The 18,738-nt window shown below is 35.6% G+C and carries 21 protein-coding genes and 1 pseudogene; 4 read left to right on the forward strand and 18 right to left on the reverse strand.

The window, feature by feature from the left end:
- Positions 1-14 precede the first annotated feature (14 nt).
- From DCE79_RS10470 to DCE79_RS10505, 8 genes are all read right to left on the reverse strand, one after another.
- Positions 15-779 (reverse strand): HTH domain-containing protein, encoded by a 765-nt coding sequence (locus tag DCE79_RS10470; RefSeq protein WP_108713003.1) that lies wholly within the window; start codon positions 777-779, stop codon positions 15-17.
- A 116-nt stretch (positions 780-895) separates the two neighbouring features.
- On the reverse strand, positions 896-2,581 hold the full coding sequence (locus tag DCE79_RS10475) for a methyl-accepting chemotaxis protein (RefSeq protein ID WP_159083091.1): 1,686 nt from the start codon (positions 2,579-2,581) through the stop codon (positions 896-898).
- 205 nt (positions 2,582-2,786) lie between these two features.
- Positions 2,787-2,975 (reverse strand): hypothetical protein, encoded by a 189-nt coding sequence (locus tag DCE79_RS10480; RefSeq protein ID WP_108713005.1) that lies wholly within the window; start codon positions 2,973-2,975, stop codon positions 2,787-2,789.
- Positions 2,976-2,988: 13 nt separating this feature from the next.
- The gene (locus DCE79_RS10485) at positions 2,989-4,185 is read right to left on the reverse strand and encodes a class I SAM-dependent rRNA methyltransferase (RefSeq protein WP_108713006.1); all 1,197 of its coding nucleotides are present in this window, start codon (positions 4,183-4,185) and stop codon (positions 2,989-2,991) included.
- A 113-nt stretch (positions 4,186-4,298) separates the two neighbouring features.
- On the reverse strand, positions 4,299-5,531 hold the full coding sequence (locus DCE79_RS10490) for an ABC transporter permease (RefSeq protein WP_108713007.1): 1,233 nt from the start codon (positions 5,529-5,531) through the stop codon (positions 4,299-4,301).
- Positions 5,524-6,426, reverse strand: coding sequence for an ABC transporter ATP-binding protein (locus DCE79_RS10495; protein ID WP_108713008.1), 903 nt, complete (start codon positions 6,424-6,426; stop codon positions 5,524-5,526). The genes DCE79_RS10490 and DCE79_RS10495 overlap by 8 nt, the downstream gene beginning before the upstream one ends.
- Positions 6,427-6,438: 12 nt before the next feature.
- Positions 6,439-6,975, reverse strand: coding sequence for a DUF2812 domain-containing protein (locus tag DCE79_RS10500; RefSeq protein WP_159083092.1), 537 nt, complete (start codon positions 6,973-6,975; stop codon positions 6,439-6,441).
- 5 nt (positions 6,976-6,980) lie between these two features.
- Positions 6,981-7,292, reverse strand: coding sequence for a PadR family transcriptional regulator (locus tag DCE79_RS10505; RefSeq protein WP_108713010.1), 312 nt, complete (start codon positions 7,290-7,292; stop codon positions 6,981-6,983).
- Positions 7,293-7,688: 396 nt separating this feature from the next.
- On the opposite strand from DCE79_RS10505, the gene DCE79_RS10510 reads away from it, so the two are divergent.
- Positions 7,689-7,865: an asparagine synthase gene (locus DCE79_RS10510; RefSeq protein ID WP_108713011.1), complete on the forward strand. Its 177-nt coding sequence runs from the start codon at positions 7,689-7,691 to the stop codon at positions 7,863-7,865.
- A 541-nt stretch (positions 7,866-8,406) separates the two neighbouring features.
- On the opposite strand, the gene DCE79_RS10515 is transcribed toward DCE79_RS10510, so the two are convergent.
- Positions 8,407-8,619 (reverse strand): hypothetical protein, encoded by a 213-nt coding sequence (locus DCE79_RS10515; protein ID WP_108714477.1) that lies wholly within the window; start codon positions 8,617-8,619, stop codon positions 8,407-8,409.
- 195 nt (positions 8,620-8,814) lie between these two features.
- Here DCE79_RS10515 and DCE79_RS10520 point away from each other — a divergent pair, with 195 nt between their 5' ends.
- Positions 8,815-9,414 (forward strand): uridine kinase family protein, encoded by a 600-nt coding sequence (locus tag DCE79_RS10520; protein ID WP_108713012.1) that lies wholly within the window; start codon positions 8,815-8,817, stop codon positions 9,412-9,414.
- 107 nt (positions 9,415-9,521) lie between these two features.
- Here the strand turns inward: DCE79_RS10520 and DCE79_RS18745 are convergent, their stop codons facing one another.
- From DCE79_RS18745 to DCE79_RS10530, 6 genes and pseudogenes are all read right to left on the reverse strand, one after another.
- Positions 9,522-9,965: an N-acetylmuramoyl-L-alanine amidase family protein gene (locus DCE79_RS18745; RefSeq protein ID WP_234417243.1), complete on the reverse strand. Its 444-nt coding sequence runs from the start codon at positions 9,963-9,965 to the stop codon at positions 9,522-9,524.
- Complete coding sequence (locus tag DCE79_RS18750; RefSeq protein WP_234417244.1) at positions 9,934-10,488, reverse strand: SH3 domain-containing protein; 555 nt, start codon at positions 10,486-10,488, stop codon at positions 9,934-9,936. The genes DCE79_RS18745 and DCE79_RS18750 overlap by 32 nt, the downstream gene beginning before the upstream one ends.
- 135 nt (positions 10,489-10,623) lie before the next feature.
- Positions 10,624-10,725 (reverse strand): annotated as a pseudogene (locus DCE79_RS18980) (SH3 domain-containing protein); the annotation flags it as partial.
- A gap of 27 nt (positions 10,726-10,752) precedes the next feature.
- Positions 10,753-11,109: an S-layer homology domain-containing protein gene (locus tag DCE79_RS18760; protein ID WP_369916814.1), complete on the reverse strand. Its 357-nt coding sequence runs from the start codon at positions 11,107-11,109 to the stop codon at positions 10,753-10,755.
- Entirely contained in the window at positions 11,025-11,411 is a 387-nt protein-coding gene (locus tag DCE79_RS18765) for an S-layer homology domain-containing protein (RefSeq protein ID WP_234417246.1), read from the reverse strand. Before DCE79_RS18765 ends, DCE79_RS18760 begins: the two co-directional genes overlap by 85 nt.
- A gap of 244 nt (positions 11,412-11,655) precedes the next feature.
- The gene (locus DCE79_RS10530) at positions 11,656-12,585 is read right to left on the reverse strand and encodes a stalk domain-containing protein (protein ID WP_234417247.1); all 930 of its coding nucleotides are present in this window, start codon (positions 12,583-12,585) and stop codon (positions 11,656-11,658) included.
- Positions 12,586-12,836: 251 nt separating this feature from the next.
- On the opposite strand from DCE79_RS10530, the gene DCE79_RS10535 reads away from it, so the two are divergent.
- Complete coding sequence (locus DCE79_RS10535) at positions 12,837-13,304, forward strand: hypothetical protein (RefSeq protein ID WP_108713013.1); 468 nt, start codon at positions 12,837-12,839, stop codon at positions 13,302-13,304.
- 313 nt (positions 13,305-13,617) lie between these two features.
- Here the strand turns inward: DCE79_RS10535 and DCE79_RS10540 are convergent, their stop codons facing one another.
- Positions 13,618-15,510: a copper amine oxidase N-terminal domain-containing protein gene (locus DCE79_RS10540; RefSeq protein WP_159083093.1), complete on the reverse strand. Its 1,893-nt coding sequence runs from the start codon at positions 15,508-15,510 to the stop codon at positions 13,618-13,620.
- Positions 15,511-15,871: 361 nt separating this feature from the next.
- Here DCE79_RS10540 and DCE79_RS10545 point away from each other — a divergent pair, with 361 nt between their 5' ends.
- The gene (locus DCE79_RS10545; protein ID WP_108713015.1) at positions 15,872-16,318 is read left to right on the forward strand and encodes a hypothetical protein; all 447 of its coding nucleotides are present in this window, start codon (positions 15,872-15,874) and stop codon (positions 16,316-16,318) included.
- Positions 16,319-16,514: 196 nt separating this feature from the next.
- Here the strand turns inward: DCE79_RS10545 and DCE79_RS10550 are convergent, their stop codons facing one another.
- Positions 16,515-18,110, reverse strand: coding sequence for a glycoside hydrolase family 43 protein (locus DCE79_RS10550; RefSeq protein ID WP_108713016.1), 1,596 nt, complete (start codon positions 18,108-18,110; stop codon positions 16,515-16,517).
- A gap of 15 nt (positions 18,111-18,125) precedes the next feature.
- Complete coding sequence (locus tag DCE79_RS10555; RefSeq protein ID WP_108713017.1) at positions 18,126-18,737, reverse strand: YesL family protein; 612 nt, start codon at positions 18,735-18,737, stop codon at positions 18,126-18,128.
- Between the last annotated feature and the right edge of the window lies 1 nt (position 18,738).

An 18,738-nucleotide genomic window follows, 5' to 3' on the forward strand; every position in this document is an offset into this window, starting at 1 on the left:
TTTCGGAATCCGAATTAAATTGATTCGCGAATTGTTAACCAATCATAAAATGGCACTGGACGTTTGGATGGAGCGACTTCACTTTCGATTGCTGTTGGTGGGATAAACCATTTTTTATATGCCCCAAGTGTTACTGCTTTAAAGCTACTATGAACTGTTAATACACCCGTTTGAATACGTACTAATAACTCCCTAATTATCCACTTTGCACGGTCAAAGTCTTTTGCGTTTTCAATCGGTAATTGAACAATTGCTTCTTCTAATTGGTTTACTAATGTTTCGTTAATCGGCCAATCTGTGTAAATAGCTATTAATTTTTCATGCCATAGCGTTTTCGTTACTATTAATTTATTACTACTAAAAGATGATTGAAAGAAAAGAGATTGGGCTTCATCTTTTGGTTGTGGAATGCTTGGTGCTGTGGTTTCTTCCGCTTTTACTCGTTCAGACATTTTCGATGGGACAAAAGGACAAATAACATAAATATTAGCACCTTTTATGCCATTCATTTTCGTTTGCGCGATTTTTTCTAACACGCCTATTTCCTGTAATTTTTTTACCGCGCGATACACCGTTTTCGTTGTTATTTGTAGTTTTTCTGCAATCGTTTTAGCCTTTAAATGGGCAGCACCCGGTGTTGCGAGTGCATGCTGGCTAATAGCACGTAAAATTCGCTGCTCGGATTTCGTTAACTCCTGAAACTTCAAATGTTTTTCGACATGCTCGTCCATTTGCTCAACGGATTGAAATGATTGGTACAATTTTAAATACTGGAACATTTAAATTCCCCCTTTAATGAATAAATAGAAAAATCATTCATAAAAAGGGACATCTATTTGAAAAAAATTTTTTTACATAAAAAAATCAGGCCACGAGATGTGACCTGACAACGTGCTTATAATCGATAATTCGATACGACTTGTTGTAATTCTTGAGCACGACCGCTTAAATCATTGGCAACCGCTGATATTTCTTGTAATGATGACATTTGCTGTTCAGATGAATCGAATGATTGCTCTGCACTTAAACGTGTCATTTCTGAAGAACGGGCAATCTCTGATACTGAAGCTGCAACTTCCTCTGCCGTTGCAGAAATTTGCTCTGTGACAGCTGAAACATCTTCAATTTGCTCCTTCATATCCTCAATGGCTCCTACGATTTGATCGAATGTTTGGCCAGCTAGTTCAATAATGCCTACTCCTTGTTCCACATTATTTAAACTTACTTCAATTGCCTGTTCCACATTTTTCGTATCTTGTTGAATTTCATTTGTAAGGGTACCAATTTTCCCCGCTGAACGATTCGATTCCTCTGCTAACTTACGAACTTCATCAGCAACGACTGCAAAGCCCTTTCCATGTTCACCAGCGCGGGCTGCTTCAATCGCTGCATTGAGTGCTAGCAAATTCGTTTGATCCGAAATACCCGTAATGACCTGTGTAATAGTTTCGATTTCTTTTGATTGCTGACTTAACTTTTGAATTAATTCAGTCGTTAACTTGGTTGATTGATAAATGGATGACATTTGATCACTTGCTGTATGGATATTTTGAGATCCAGATTTCGCCATGTCCTCTGTTTGACTAGCAAAGCTATGCAGATCCTGTGTGGATTGAGCTATTTTTTGAACCGCAGTTGCTGTTTCATCCATCGCTGTTGAACTTTCCATTGCAGACGTTGACATATTCGATGCTGATTGAGCTCCGGCTTTTGCACCGTCAAGCATGATAGATGCTGCTGCATTTACTTCTTCCGCTGATGCCATTAACTCTTCAGACGTTGAACTTAAATGACCCGCATTATCCGATAAATTATAAAGAAGCTTTGTTAGTGTGTCTTTCATTTCGTTCATTGCGAGAGACAGATTGCCGATTTCATCTTTCGAATGGATTGTTAATGGTTCGATTGCTAAATTTCCATTCGTAATTTCTTGCACATGCTGTTCTAACTTATGCATCGGTTTTGCAATACGTTTCGTTATGAATAGTGCTGTAATGACCCCAGCTGCAATTGCTATAATAATCGCAATAATTGTAATGATGAATGCGCGATTCATTTTTGCATCGGCATCATTTTGTGCTTTCACAAATGTTTCTGATATTTCACTAGATAGTAACGTCGCATCGTCCATAAATGTAATAACGTTCATGCCTGCCGTATTAATATAGTAGTCAGCCGCTGTTGCTAATCCTTTTTTATCTTTTAAAGAAAGTGCTTCATCAAATGATTGATGCATTACTTCTGCTTTTTCTTTTATACTAGTAATTAATGCTTGGGCTGTTTCATTGTCATTATTTAGGCTTTGATCCAGCTCACTAATCAGACCATTCACTTCATCGCGCCTCGTTTGAATGGCTTGCTTCGTATCTTTTCCCATAATATAATTTTGCACTAATGTAGCCTGTGCCATTGAAAGCCGACTAAGTTCAGCTGTTGAATACGTTTGTGGTAAACCCGTGTTTAATGTGTCACTGTATTGTGACTCAATATTTTTTAGCTGGATAAATATTGTGATACATGCTAATACCGTTACGAAAATAGAAATAGCAAAGCCAGTTAGCAACTTATTTCTAATTGACATATAGATCATCCTTTCTACTTTCAGTGTAAGGGGTTACCCATTAATAATATGTGAGTTTTTTAACATTAAATGGAAAATAGTAAAATGGAACTAACCGCTTTAAGAAACCAATTAATGATAATTTCATGATGAAATGCGCCTTTGGGTAAAATAAAAAAACGCTGTATCGATTCAGTAAAAAACCGATACAGCGTACAAAATAATATTATTTTAAGCGATCTAACTCTTGATACTCTTTCATAAATGGACCTTCTTCGGCTACCATTGAGTGATACAATGCTTTCACCGCAAAACTTTTCTCAAGACCCATTTCAGTTTTTAATTTTTTTAATTCGTCATGTAGTTCGCGATGTTCGTTAATCAGCTTTAACATGATTGTTTTGTTGTATTTCATATATTCGTACCTCCTAGTTTAATACTTGAATAAAGACCACTTTTAAATAGTTGAACTCTGGGAAGTTGTGTGGCACCGTAAAATCTTCAGGAAGCTGATGCTCTTCTAAAATTCGATATTTTGTGTTCGTATCTTTAAATGCGTTGTCGATGAATGTTTTGAACTTCTTCATATTGAAGCTGGCATTGTTCGTAGATGCGACAATGATACCACCATCATTTGTGATTGCTAATGCATCCGTTAATAATTTTGGATAATCTTTTGCCGTACTGAACGTCATTTTTTTCGTACGTGCAAAGCTTGGTGGATCAAGTACCACCACATCAAATTTCAAGCCTTTACGTGCTGCATAGCTAAAGTAATCGAATACATTCATCACTTTAATATCTTGTGACTCAAAGTCGATACCATTCACACTAAATTGCTCAATTGTTTTAGCTAAGCTACGTTTTGCTAAATCAACACTTGTCGTACCAGCCGCGCCACCTAAAGCAGCTGCCACAGAGAACGCACCTGTATAAGAGAATGTATTTAAAACTGTTTTATCCATTGAATAACGATCGCGTAGTGCTTTACGTACATTACGTTGATCTAAGAAAATGCCTGTCATCGCACCATCGTTTAGATCAACCGCATAGTTCATGCCATTTTCTTGAACGATTAAAGGGAATTCTCCTTTTTCGCCTGATACATAATCATCTTGCTCGATGTACTGACCATTTGTGTTGAAGCGTAATTTTTCATATATACCACGTGTATTAACTGCTTGTTTTAATGCTGTATATACATCTTCACGGAATGAATAAATGCCTTCACTATACCAGTTCACTAAGTAAAAACCATTGAAGAAATCAATCGTTAAGCCACCAATACCATCGCCTTCTCCGTTAAATACACGGAATGCAGATGTCTCTTCCGATGCGAAAAAGTCCGCACGTTTTTCAGCCGCTTCACGAATTTTTTTCGTGAAAAACTTCACGTCAATTTGTTCTTTTTCTTTACGCGTTAATACCCAACCGATGCCTTTATTTTGTGCACCGTAATAACCAGTTGCGATATAGCCGCCATTTTTATCTACTAAATGAATTAAGCTGCCTTCTTCAACCGTTACTTCTGTTGTCGCAATAGCATCTTTTAAAATTAATGGATAGCCATTCGTTAAATCTTTAATTGCCTTTGCATCTACTAATAATTCTACTTTTTGTCTCATCTTGTCATCCTTATACTCGTTTTTCGTTCAAAAAAGAGAGACTTGTCGTAAAAGACAAATCTCTCCGTACATCATTAGTTTACTACGAATGCCCGTGAATAGCTACTCGCACCTTATGTTGTTACTTTAAATACCGTTTTAATTTTTTGAATGATGCCTCCTGAAGAATACGTTAATACACTTCGTTTGTAGAATATTAAACTAATATAATAAAGTAAGCCTGTCGTTGCGACTAACAAAAGGAACGAAATCATTGGTCCAATTGCTGAAATATCTGTCGCTCCAATTCGCATCGGCATGACCATCCCTGCTGTAAAAGGAATGTACGAGAATACTTTAATGAGCATCGTATCAGGATTACTCATACCGAAAATCATGACATAAAATCCGATTAACGTTAGCATTAATGCAGGCATCATTACTTGCCCTGCTTCTTCTACTTTTGAAACAAGAGAGCCAAATAATGCACCTATAATTAAATACATGAAAATTGTGACGAACAAGAAGCCTACGACATAGATGAAGTAGCTTGGTGATAAGGAATCTAGTAAATCCGTCACTATCGACCAGTTCTTTCCGTCATTTGTAAAGCGCAACAGGGCAAGTATCGCGCCAAATAGGATAGCAAATTGTGTCAAGGCAACTAAAAATATGCCCACTATTTTCGAACGGAAATGCGTTTCTGGCTTAACACTTACAAGGAGCATTTCAAGTGCGCGTGACCCTTTTTCCGAAGCGACTTCCGTTGTAATCATCGATAAATAGGTAGCAACAAAGGCATAAATAATAATTCCGATTGCATACGAAACCCATACGCCTGCCATTTTTTCGTCTGTAGACTTTCCATCAACGGCTTCTTTATTAATCGCCTCTAGTGAAATGAGCGGCTCTGTTGAAAGTAAAAACTGCTGTTGCTCCTGTGTTAAATCTAGCTGCCCCATCGCATACAATTTCCCTACTTGACTTAGCATACTACTAAACTCTTGCTGATCATTTAATGGCAGCGGATCAAACGATTCAATTTTAACAGCAAGCTTCCCTGCCTCATCTTGAAGCGTAAAGGCTGCTTCGTAATCACCATTTTCTAGCTTTTCATTAATTTCACCTGCATTGACGAATTCCCAATTGTAATTGTCATTTACTTGCAAAATTTGTGACACATCAAAGTCCGTCTCATTGACAACGGCAATTGTTTCTTCCTCACCAGAAAATAGGAGTTCTTTTATTTCTGACCAAAACATGAACACACTAATCCCGACTAAATAAAGCACTGTCATTATAATAAATGGTTTCGAACGTATTTTTTGTTTATATAATTGTTTAACAAGTATCGTAAATTTAGACAAGTCCGCCACCTACTTTCTCCTTGAAAATCTCATGAAGCGATAAGTAATCCAAACTGAACTTCTCAATATAAGCCCCATTTGAAAAACGTTCAAATAACTGTGGTGCGAATGATTCGTCCTCAAGTGTTAGAACCACTTGCCCGTCGCGTTCCATCTTCACATGCTTCACTCCTGGATACTCGGATAATACTTCAAACGTTTTATCGGTACGCACCGTTAATTTCGTTTTACCGTACTGTTTCTTCAGATCAAGTAGTGAACCTGAAAATAGCGCTTCACCGCGCTTTAGTAAGCATAATCGGTCACATAATTCCTCAACATTATCCATTTGATGACTAGAGAATAAAATCGTCATCCCTTGATCCTTCAAGAGTAAAATCGCATCTTTTAATAGCTCCATATTCACTGGGTCTAACCCACTAAACGGCTCATCTAAAATGAGAAACTTCGGTTTATGAATAAAACTCGCAATCAATTGAACCTTTTGCTGATTCCCTTTTGATAACGTTTCTGCCTTTTCATGACGCTTTTCTTCCAAATCAAAGCGCTTAATCCAAAAATCGATATCCTGCTTTAATTGTTCACGATTCATGCCGCGTAATGTGCCAAAGAAAAACAGTTGTTCTTCGACTTTCATTTGTGGAAAAATCCCGCGCTCTTCTGGTAAATACCCTAAAATATCTCGATTGACGGATTTGATTGGCTGGCCGTCCCACGTTACCGTGCCCTCTGTTGTGTCCTGCAAATCTAAAATCATTCGGAATGTCGTTGTCTTACCAGCACCGTTTTGTCCAATTAGCCCGAAAATTTCCCCTTTATCAATTGTAAAATTCAAGTGATCAACGGCTGTAAAATCTTTGTAACGCTTTGTTACGTTTGTTAGTTGTAAAACCATCCTAAATCCCTCCTATACTTCAAATAATGTCAGTTTCTTTTTTAACTTTCTTCGACGCAGCCATAAGCCAACTGTTGGAATGAGCAACACAGCAGAAAGACCTGAATTCACGCCTGATAAAAAGCTATTCATACGAAGCCCTGAATCTGTAAAGCTTAGGCCACCGTTTGCAAATGCAGAAATTGCATTCAAAAAAATAACCGTTCCATACAGCGTCAGCATCCGGTTAATATACGATAATTTTGACGTGGCATCAGAATACAGCTCAAACGGTCCTAAATTGCGATGCTGGCGGAAATACACCCAGTGCAATCTTTTAAACACTTTTTCAGCGCCCGTACTTTCCACAAATTCAATATATTCTTTTGCCGCTTTGCCGAACCCAAAATTATCTAATAAATCACAGCGATATGTATACTCATCTGGCTCGCCTTTTTCAAATGTGTAAAAGCGGTAATTATAATTCGTTAAATGCCAGCCCTTTGCACTCATATCATTAATCCATTTTTCTTCTTTTGCATCATGGAAGAAAACTTTGTACTTTTTCATTTCCGTCATCCCTTTCCATACAGCGAAAGTATTTTTTCCCCGTTTTCATGGAGTTCTTGTAAGCGGCGAACTTCCATTCCAACGACTTCTTTCCCTAAATCAGTAATGACATACTCTTTTTTACGTCCTTCACCGTCTAAAGTTTCAATATATTTTTTTTCTTGCAAATTTTTTAGTGCACCGTATGTAGTACCTGCGCCTAATTTTACGCGGCCGTTGCTCCATTCGTCGGCGAGCTGCATAATGCCGTAACCATGTCGCGGCTCAAAAAGTGCTAATAATATATAATAAACCCCTTCAGTAAGCGGTTGTTGCATGTCATCACTCCTTATATCGTACACCGATATATCATCCGTTGATACAAATTGTATCGGAAGCCGATATAGATGTCAATTGTAAATTTTCTAAAAACTTAACAACAAAAAAGACCAACTGTTTTGAACAAGGCTGGCTCAAAAAAGTTGGTTATTCATTTTAGTTTGACTTTCATAATATAGATGGATTATTTAGGAATGCGTATATGACACTAGTCAGTACTATGGTTTTTGGGGTGACCTAAACTCTAAATCATTGAACTATTATAGTTCTACATTTATTTCAATTTTTTCAAATATTATCTTACATAAAAAAATTAAAACGAAAGCATATACTTTCGTAAACTACAAACACTAGTAATGGTGTCATACACCTACTACGATGATGGAGGGACTTTTATGAACAATATTCGTGAAGGTTTAATTCCGACTGTACTTGGATCAGCTGTTACTGCCGCTGGATATGCCATGAAACAAAAAATTGGTACGAATAAAATGGTTGCCAATACGATTTTTGGTTTCGGCTTAGCCCATATAGTATTGGGTGCAATTGACCTTGTAGAACATCGTAAGTAACAAAAGCAGTTAGACTGTTTTGGGAGAAGCTGACACAAAGAAGCATTTCATCATAATTCTTTGCGGTCAGCTTTTTTCTTTGTGAAAGTATTAAAAAAGCGATTTCCTTTAGAAAGAGAATGTTTTTTCATTCAATTTTGGTATTTAGCACCCTAAGTTCAATTTATGTGTTACCTAACTTTTATTTGGAAACGTTATTTTGTATGAAGATGTATTACTAATTTTTCGTTTTTTGTATCAATGTATAAATAATATTCATAAGAAAAAGCAACAAACTCTGTCTCATCAGTGTTTGTTGCTTTTCTTTACGTAACCAAACTTTGATTTGGGAACGTTATTTGGTTAATTTATGTATACGCTATGAATACTTGTTCCGCTAAAGCCCCGTTAGTTTAAGTGCAATCATTCCAAATTGTAGCTACATAACCACCAGGACCCATACCGATAATTAATTAGCGAGTACAATTTTCCTGCAGCTTGCTCCTTTATAGATTGATATTTTCATAACCACCCCAAATGGTTTTGGGACATGCTCCTAGTCTTATTTATTATTTTCTCTTTTTAACTCTTTTTCAATTTCTTTCTCTAACTCTATTTCGATGTCTTCATTACTAAATTTAGTTGTTCTTTCTTCAATCTTATACTTCCGTTTAATTAAAAGGCCAAGTTCCGAATAATTAATACCATGCTTTACTGCTAAAAATACAACAACATAAAGAAAAAAGCCTAAAAATATAAATGATAATATTTCCATGAAATGCTCCGAAAGCGTGGGATACATTGTTATAATTAACGTTGTAATCTGCATTCTTTCTAACGCTACTCCTTTAATTCAGTTATTAATAATGACAGGATTAATATTCATTACACAGTCTCCATTTAGCCATAATTTGTTAGTTGTAGTATAACATTCTTTGGATGTTAAATAGATTTCAAGGAGGATATCAAAATGAGAAGTGAAGATTATCATTCTTTAAGACAACTGTTTAGCGAGAAAATTAAAGGTAATTCTAATAAGCAATCCACTTTCTTGATTGGGATAGATGGTTGCGGAGGTTCTGGAAAAAGTACATTTGCTGATAAAATAAAAGAGAATTTTTCAGATGTAACCATTGTTCATATGGATGATTTTTATCTTCCCTCCTCTCTAATTATGAATTTAGAACCTACTAAAAAGCCTATTGGTGCTGATTTTGATTGGATACGATTATTAAATCAGGTCTTAGAACCTCTAACGCAAGATAGCGTGGGATGTTACCAAAGATATGATTGGGAAACGGATAGCTTAGCTAAATGGCATACTGTTCCAATTGGTGGCATTGTAATAATCGAAGGTGTGTATACCATTCGAAAAGAACTGGCTGACAAATATGATTTGAAAATATGGGTTAATTCCCCAAGAAATATTCGACTTTCAAGAGGCTTAGAAAGAGACGGAGAAGAAGCTCGTGAAATGTGGGAAAGTAATTGGATGGTTTCAGAAGATATGTATGTTGCAGAGCATAAACCATTTGAAAGAGCGGACCTAATCGTGAGTGGGGTTAAATAAAGCCTTCTTCAACTAATTGCTTAGTAATAGCAATTCCCCCACTACACTATGCTTCAAATAAAAAAAGACCTAGCAAGTTTTTACTCACTAAGTCTTGATGGAACAAATTATTTTGCGTAGTAATCGACAATGCCTTTATAAATAGCTTGTGCATAAATTTCTACGTATTTATCATTAACTAACTTTTGACGATCTTCTGTATTTGAAATAAAGCCAAGCTCTACTAATACGGATGGGATAATCATATTTTTAATAACGTAAAATGGTCCTTCTTTAACACCACGATTTGTCATGTTGGCGTTGGTCACGATTTCACTATTAATATATTTCGCTAATTTTTGATCTTCTTCGTATTGGTCGCCTGTTGAAACGTTGTAATACGTCTCAGTCCCTTTTGCACTTGAAGATGTCGCTGAGTTTACGTGAACACTCACATAAATTTCACCAAAGTTATTTTTCGTGAAGGCTACACGTTGTTCTAATGTTGGGTACGTATCACCTGTACGCGTCATATAAACTTTAGCGCCTGCAGCTTCTAGTTTTTGTCTCACTAGAGAACCTACTTTTAAGACAATGGCTTTTTTCAGTTTCACCTGAACTAACCGCGCCTGGGTCTTTCCCGCCATGACCTGGATCTAAAATGATAATGCGGTTTTTAACAGAACTGCCTGATTGGTTGATTAGCTTAATATATGATTTATTAACATAACCCGTTACGCCACCAACTGATACATTTGCCCAGTAACCTGAAATCGAATGTACCGTAAGCATTGTACCTTTAGATAATGATTTCAGAACTTTACCATTCGTTGTGGCAGAATCACGCATATTTAATCCGCCAACTGTTACTTTAGCAGTCGTAGACGTTACCGTGCCTGAATTACCATTCGTATCAGATGGTGCTGATGGTGTTGTAGATGAGTGAACATCCGTTGTGCTAGATTTAATAATATAGCCAGGTAAGCCATTAACTATTGTTAAATAGTAGCCACTAATTTCTTTATAAACGGAAAGCTTTGTCCCCGTTGTGATCGAGCCTATTTTTTTTGATGAAGAAGATGTCTTATAATACAAATTTAACGTTTCATTGGCTGTTACGGATTTCGTCGCCGCACCAATTGCGTTACCATCTTGTTCAAGGAATTTGGCATATGATTTATTAATATACGCATATTGCCCTTGATACGAAACTTTTAACCAGCTTCCTTCAATTGCATAAACAGATAGTTTACCACCTGTATTTACTTTACCTAAAATTGTACTCGTTGCATTCGGTGCCGTGCGTAAATTTAACGCATCGGTTGTTACCAGCTATTAAACCAATAACTTGATTTGTATCTACTTTTTTCGGCTTGTTGTGGAAGTGGTAAACCGGTATTTATCACTTTTCGAACGTGCCACGAATGAAGCAAACTCTGCACGTGTTACAGAACTTTTAGGTGAATAATTTCCAAGATAGCCTTGTGCAATGCCACTATAATATAAAGCCTTAATATAAGGAGCATATGTATTAGAAGAACTTATATCTTTGAAAGGCATTTCATAATCCTTAAAATTGTCTGGATTGATAGTAAATGCTTTCGTTAAAACATAACTCATTTCCTCACGAGTTAACGCTTCATTTGGGTAAAAACTTCCCTGAAGTCGTTTTGAAAATATCCTAGCGTTCTCGCACGCTCTACATAGGTAGAAAATTCAGTGCCTGCTTTTAAATCAGTGTATGAAGATTGGCTTACAGTTAGTGGTTTACCACCTGCAGAAATAACAACCATTTTTGCAGCTTGTCCACGTGTAACACTTTGCTTTGGCAAATAAAAAGATTTGCCATTAATAAGAGCTCCTTGAATTGCACCTAAATCAATTAAGTACTGGATCTCATCGTAAGTGGCATCGGTTGTCGCAACATCTTCAAATACAACTTTTGCTGATGTCGGTGAAACAGCGATCGTACAAGCGAGGAAAATCGCAACAACCAATGTAATCAATTTTTGATTCATTGTTCTCTATTCCTTTCTTTAACTGTCTCATATAATATTGTATAAAAGTAATTGGAAAATATATATAGGTAATTGGGGTTGTAACATCAAATTTCTGTTACAGTCTAGTTACAAAATCATTACATTCGGTTTATTTTACACCATTTCGGGAATATTAATAGATTGCATGAAAAAAATTCCGTTATACCTTACTAGTGAAGGGCAACGGAATTTTATTTTTGAATTAGCCTTTACTACATATGATTTACTTCAATAACTCTAATGCAAAGTTGTACTCGACATATGTTTTGCCGTATTCAAGTAATGCTGGAGCCACTTCAAATTGGCGGAGTGATTTATTGTAACCATATGCTTTTTCACCTCGCGTAATCGTGTAGGAAGGTACCCCTTTTGATAGGATAGCCCCTTTCGCAGTTGATTCCACTTTATAGCCTAATGCTTCTGAAACTTTGCGTAATGGTACCATTTTTTTGCCTTTTACTTCATAAAAATCCTTGCCGATAATTGCATCGATTTTTGCAGCTGCATTTGTTTCCGTTTCTTCGGTTTCTGGTATTTCTTCAACTAATTGATCTTCGTATTTCGGGAATACAACAACTTTCGATGGTGTCGTTTGTGCTGGAATGCTAAATGTTGCTGGACCATAGAAAACGATCGCATTTTGTTTTGTTACTTCATCTTTAGGTACTTCTAAGCCGTTCGCATTCACAATGAGTGTATGTTCGCTAAAATTCAATTTCAATTGATTGTCTTCACTCACAAAATTTTTATCGAAGGTTCCTACTTTCACAAAATCAGGATCTTCCTCTTCCCCCACAATGACAACTGCTGGATTGTAACGCGGTGGATAAATTAAAATCATCGGCTGATTGGCATACACATAAATTGTCACCGTATTGCCTTCCTTTAATTCCACAGGTTTGCCCTTCTTGTCTAAAACAATAGTAGAATCACTGACAATAAATTGGAATGGATTTTCTTCATCTTCAATGGTATACATCATTGAAGCGCCAAAAGAAGCAATGCTTGTAATTTTACCAGTCGTTTGGTTGAAGGTTGATTGGTGTTGCACTTCTTGTGTCACCTCTTTTGAATCTGGTTGCTCCGCTGCTACTGAAACTGTGCCTAATAAAAGTGCTGATAACGCTAATGGTGCGATTTTTTTCATTTTCATTTTATTCAGTCCTTTCAATCTTTTCATAACATTAGTTGCATGAGCTTCCAAAAGGTTACACTATTTTTTCATTTATTGTGTAATTATATAAATATGTCCTAAATAATGAATTCCCCGCATTGAGGGGTGTATTGTTGCTTTAGGTAAAGAATGTTATTCCACAATCTGAAATTGTGGAATAAAAAGGATATAAAAAGTTACATCTCGAATATAAACTTATATTATTAAATTTCAGGTGAAGGGAGAAAGATATGTTAGTATTTCTACTCTTTTATTTATTAGTAATCCCAATTACAGTCTTATTGCATGAAATAGGGCATGGACTTGGAGTAATCATTTCCTCAAAATCTAACGCACATATTTATCTAGGTAATACAAATGAAAAAAACAGAGAAAATTTTAGATTAGGAAGACTTCATTTTCATATCATTTGGTCATATGTAGGTTATTGTTCATGGGAAAAAGGATTAAATAAACAACAATCTATTATTTCTCTAATAGGTGGTCCAGCAATGTCATTGCTAATTACCCTATTATGTTTATTCTTTACTTTTTATACTTCTCTCGGGGATTTACGTTCACTCCTATGGTCGACAGCAATTTTAAACTTTGTCAATTTTATTTCCACTATTATACCTATTACATATCCTAGGTGGATGCCAGGATATAGCGGACATCCATCTGATGGTTTACAGCTGCTACGATTGTTAAGAAATTAGAATTCATGCCCCTTATTAAGCTAACAGGAGCATTAATAAAAAAGTCATAAGTATTTTTGCATTTCATTCGCATCATTACTACTCAACAATCTGGTCGCGATTGTGGAAGAAGGACACTTTTCTTTTTTCTTAGCAACAATCTTTGAGAAAAGAGCTTTAAGTAAAGTAAAGAAGACCAAAATTTAAAAAAACATCCATTATCTCAATAAAAATTTTTAATGGATGTTTTTTAGTTTTATTATAAATTTTTGTTATATACATTAAAACTTAAATACCCTAAAAGAGTGCTTCTTTAAATGTAAAATATACAATTTTACTTTGTCTCAATATAAATTGCTAAAGGTAAATTACTTCCACCAGAATGCATTAATTCTAATGTGATGATTTCATGACTTTCATTAATTGTGTAGCTAGGAAGTTCAATATATTCTGTACCCGGTTTTAATGTAGGAATTAAATGAACTTGTCCATTTAATTTAATAGCTCCACTATACAAACCGCCTCGACCCGATAGTTTTATTTTTACGTTTTTTACTTGACCAGTTGGATTATCCACAGGAATTTCTACGGTATAATTTATGCCAAAATGCCCTGAATTTCCAACAGAACCGTTTAACTGTTCTAAAGAACTTTCTTTCGTCAAGAAATGATCCGTTTTGCCATTTGAGATACTATAACCTACTTGGGCATCACCTATTGTATACGTTGGAAATTCCGAGACAATTGACGAACTTGGCCAAACGCCTCTTGGATGTGCCGCTAATGAATTAATTGGTACAGGGGATGAATGGATTGTTGTTAACTCTTCATTATTTTTAGCTAGTACTGTTCGTATTGTATAGCTACTTTCCCCAGTATTTACAGGTTGGATATCCAAGTCGTGTAAAAAGCCGATAATATACGAGTTGTACAATTGGTATAATTGGATCATTTTCGTCTCACCCGGTGCAATCGTAATACCTTCACTTTCCGCTTGCTGTAATTGATTGTTTAGAACTTGATCAGCAATCGGTAAACCGATATCGTAATTAATCCAACTATTGCTGCTACTTTTGAAGAGGCCTTCAGACTTCGTTACTTTTAAGCTAGTTGTTGTTGACGTATTTTCTACCGTTATTCCCAATTCGGTATTTTTTCCAAGTGTATTATAGTGCCAACCATAAATACGATGCTCATTCAAAGCTTTGTCAGTGTGTACATTTTGCTCAGATAGTGTAGCAGTTGATTTCGGTATATCACTCGTTGTTAATGTTTCGGGATTATCACTCACTAATAATGAACGATTCCCTGTAATTTTCGCACTTGGCGTACTTTGTGGTACCTTCGTTGAACCAAATGATTTTTCCAAAAACTTGCTTGTAAACATGGATTGATATAAGTAAATATACATTTCCTTCTGTTCACTTAAATAACGTAAGTTTCCTCCCTCACCCATCGAATTTACAATGAACTTTACGGGTACATACATTTTTTCCGATTGAATAAAGGGTTGTTCTGCAGTGATGATCAATTCATCATTTACTTGTATTATTTTACTTCCATTTGTGAAAACAAATATTAAACCTGAAATTTGCAATTCAAATTGATCTTTAGAAAGCCATTTACCAGAAGCATTTTCAAGGTTTTCATACAAATACTCTGCAGGAATATACGTTCTATCCTGTCTTGTAATAATTGGATCTGTCATAACAATTCGTTTATTATTTATAAGTAAATAATAGGGATTTTCAATGACTGTCGGTGTTTCAGGAAGCGTTGTTTGTTCTTCATTTATTGATATTTCAACTTTTTGAGCTTGTTGATTCCATTTTACGTTGCCCCCTAAATTTTCACTTAAAAATCGAATGGGTACGTACGTTTTATCCTTATAAAGGAATGGAGGTACATCGATTGCAACCTTTTTGCCATTTACATTGGCACTTTTTGAGTTGACCGTGACATCCACACGTTTTTCATTTCTCTCAGCACTAGCTGTTTTTGTTTTTTGATTCCAATTTACAGAAGTTCCAATGAGTTCAAAGAAATTTCGCATTGGTAAAAATAGATGACCATTCTTATTTAAGGTTGGGTCTTTAAAAGTTACCTTCTCTCCATTTACCTCTACTGAGACGTTATTCGATATATATAATCCATTGCCGACACTTTGATTTGCAAATACGGTGTCCTCATTGAATAATAATAGTGAAGTTGCGATTATTAATGTCACTATGAAAACTTTTCTTAAGTTATAAAACATTGTATCCTCATTTCCTTTTATATATTATTTTTATCATTTTTATCATTTTTATCCTATCACAATTTCCCTTATAAGTAAGTATGTACTTATTTCGAATATTCAATCACTTCAGGAATTAATACTATTTACTCAGTCAGTTATTTCGTAACCGTGACTTATCAATCTGCTAAAAATTCACGCAAAAAAGGACCAACTTTTGTTAAGTCAGTCCTTTTATTACCAAGCTTCTTTGGAGATGTGATAAATGAACGTTTCTGATATTAAAGGGATTGTAGAATATAAGTAGAAATATAATGTATGTATGAAACTAATATAGAGGTGTTTTTATAGCATGAAGAATAATATAGCATTAATAGAGGATAGAAAAAGCTTTCTAATAGCCATTGTTCTGCTCGTCCTCTTTTATCTGTTCCTAAGTAATTATTGGCACTATCCTTCTCCGCCAATTGATTCAGTTACTTCAAAAGAAGTCGTAAATATTTTGGAGAGTTCAGATAGTGAATTTATAAAAATTACTACTGAAGAAAATTATGATTGGTATTTAGGTAAGGGTTTATTTACCTTTGATGTGAATGTGTTTACACCACTTTCAGAAGCAGGTTGGGAGAAACAAGGGAGTATACCTCATTATAATTCAAACGGAAAACTTATTAGTTATGACCAAATTTTCACTCAATCTCAGTCTGATGATAAACCAACTATTACCCTCGAATTAAAGATATATCCTTGGAAAGACAGTGTTCAGTTTTTAAAAATCCCTAAAGATGTTAAGTACTAAATTTCATATTCAATAAACTAAAAGGTATATTTAAACGCTTAAATATACCTTTTAGATTTCTTAATATACAACAATATAGTTTTAGAGCATATCATCTTTAAAAAAGGCTGTTTTTTAAAAGATTGTTGTTATTTGGTGATCTAGGTCTTTTACTATTAATACAATAAAAAACTGAAACGCTATAGACACGCTGACACTATTCATGTTTTTTAGGTTCATAGCGGAAGTATTCGAAATCAGCAGGAAGTGATTGCTTCTCTAAATCCACACAATGCATACCGACAAAGGCACCCGTAAAGAAACCTCCACCTTGTACATAATCATCTGACAGCTTATAGCTTTCAAATTTTGGTCCTACTTCTTCCCAGTCCGTCCCATTTAGTGAATAACTATACTGATAAACATTCGCTGCAACACATACCTTCAAGTAAACTTCACCCTTTTCAGGTAGCACAACTGGCGTTTCTAAAGGCGCACTAAAAGCCGTATTGTCATTACTTAAAATTGTCAGAACACGCCCTAGCTCTTCATCAAATGTAATATCAAGAGCAGTCCAATTTTCTGTATTATAGTAATTTACAAGGCCTGCATATTGTTGGAATGTTGTTGGCGATACATCTACCTTTGTCTCGGCTTCAAAGTGGAAATCCTGCCAACGTCTTGCAACGAACGCTTGTTTAAATGTAGATGTTAAGGATTCTTTCCCGATTAAACGTAAATGGCCAGGACGTTCTAGCAAAGTTGCAAAGCTGTCCATCGGTTGACGCAACGTTTGGAAATCCAAAGGCAGTTCACTATTAAAATACGTGATTGGTGCTGAATTACTTATTGGTTGTGGCACAATAGCTGGTGCCTCAACTTGTAGTTGTGGATAATTGCCTCCAACTACAACAGGCCAACCGTCTTTCCATTCAATTTTACTAATAGCGGTTTCACGACCTAATGGACAATAGCCACGTGGATCAAGTAATGGTTTATTTTCGTCTTGCAGTGGACGACCAACTAAATAGGCCAAATACCATTCATCTGTATGCGTTTGAACGAGTGAAGCATGCCCCGCCTTCTGTAGCGTTTCTTCCGGTGTAAAGAATCCCGTAATTAATGGATTATGTGGAGACAATTCATATGGCCCCTCAATCGATGATGCGCGCGCAATTGTTGCACGGTGATCATAGCGCGTGCCCCCTTCAGCCGTTAATAAATAATAATAGCCGTCAATTTTATAAAGATGCGGTGCCTCTGTCAGTTTAGCGTTTGTCCCTTTAAAAATGATTTTACGTTCCCCGATAAGAGATTTTATTTCGTGATCATACTCTTGAAGACTAATTCCATAAAACGGATGATTATGAAGTCTTGCATCCCAAACCATATTTAAGAGATATTTTTTTCCATCTTCATCATGGTATAAAGAGGGATCAAATCCTGCACTATTTAAGTAAATAGGCTCTGACCATTCATCTTCAATAGATGTAGCAGTTACCAAGTAATTATGTCCGTCTTTCCATTGCCCAGCAACGACTTTAATATCGCTATAAATAAGCCAAAATTGTCCATCACTGTATGTAAGACAAGGTGCCCAAACGCCACCAGAATTTGGATTACCAATCATATTCAATTGAGAAAGGCGCTCTAATGGTCTACGTACAAGTGTCCAATTCGCTAAATCTTTTGAATGGTAAATGCCTACACCTGGAAACCATTCAAATGTAGATACTGCAATATAATAATCATCGCCAACACGGCAAATCGAAGGGTCTGGATTAAAGCCTGTTAAAATTGGATTTTGAATCATATAAACACACACTCCTTAAGTTGTATAAATTATTTTTTTAATACATGGTTGGCTCGTGAGCATCGTAATCGCACAAATACCGCTGAACCCTATAAGGAAAATTAGAATTGGTTGATAAAAACAAATAACGCCCACTGCAAAAATTAGAATGAGTGTGAAAATTGTACGTGGTAAAAAGGCGATTGCTAAAAGCAAACTATTTTTAATTAGTAACCAAACAGTAGATTCGAACTTCGTATACAAAGGAAAAATGTATAAACTGCTACCTAGCACAAGTATAGTGAGTACAATAAGTACTAGCATCGCTGCCGTTTGAATGGTTACTGGTAACGTTTGTATAAACAAAAAATTAATAAATAAGAGTATAAGCAAGTAGCCATATATTAGACCAAATTTATTGCTCTTAATAAGCTCACTTTTAAAAATCGTATAAAAGCTACGAACAATTCGTACATCTTCTCCCTCATAGAGCTGTTTAAAAACAAGGCTCATTGCTGTATACGCCGGCGCAAATCCAAATAGGATAAGACCTGTGCAACTAAAAAATATAAACAGCAGATTCAGTAGCACCAGATTCATTATCCATTCGCAAACGACAAATAGTTTTGAAAATGTTTGTTGTAACATA

It is taken from the genome of Lysinibacillus sp. 2017 (assembly GCF_003073375.1).
Lineage (GTDB): Bacteria > Bacillota > Bacilli > Bacillales_A > Planococcaceae > Solibacillus.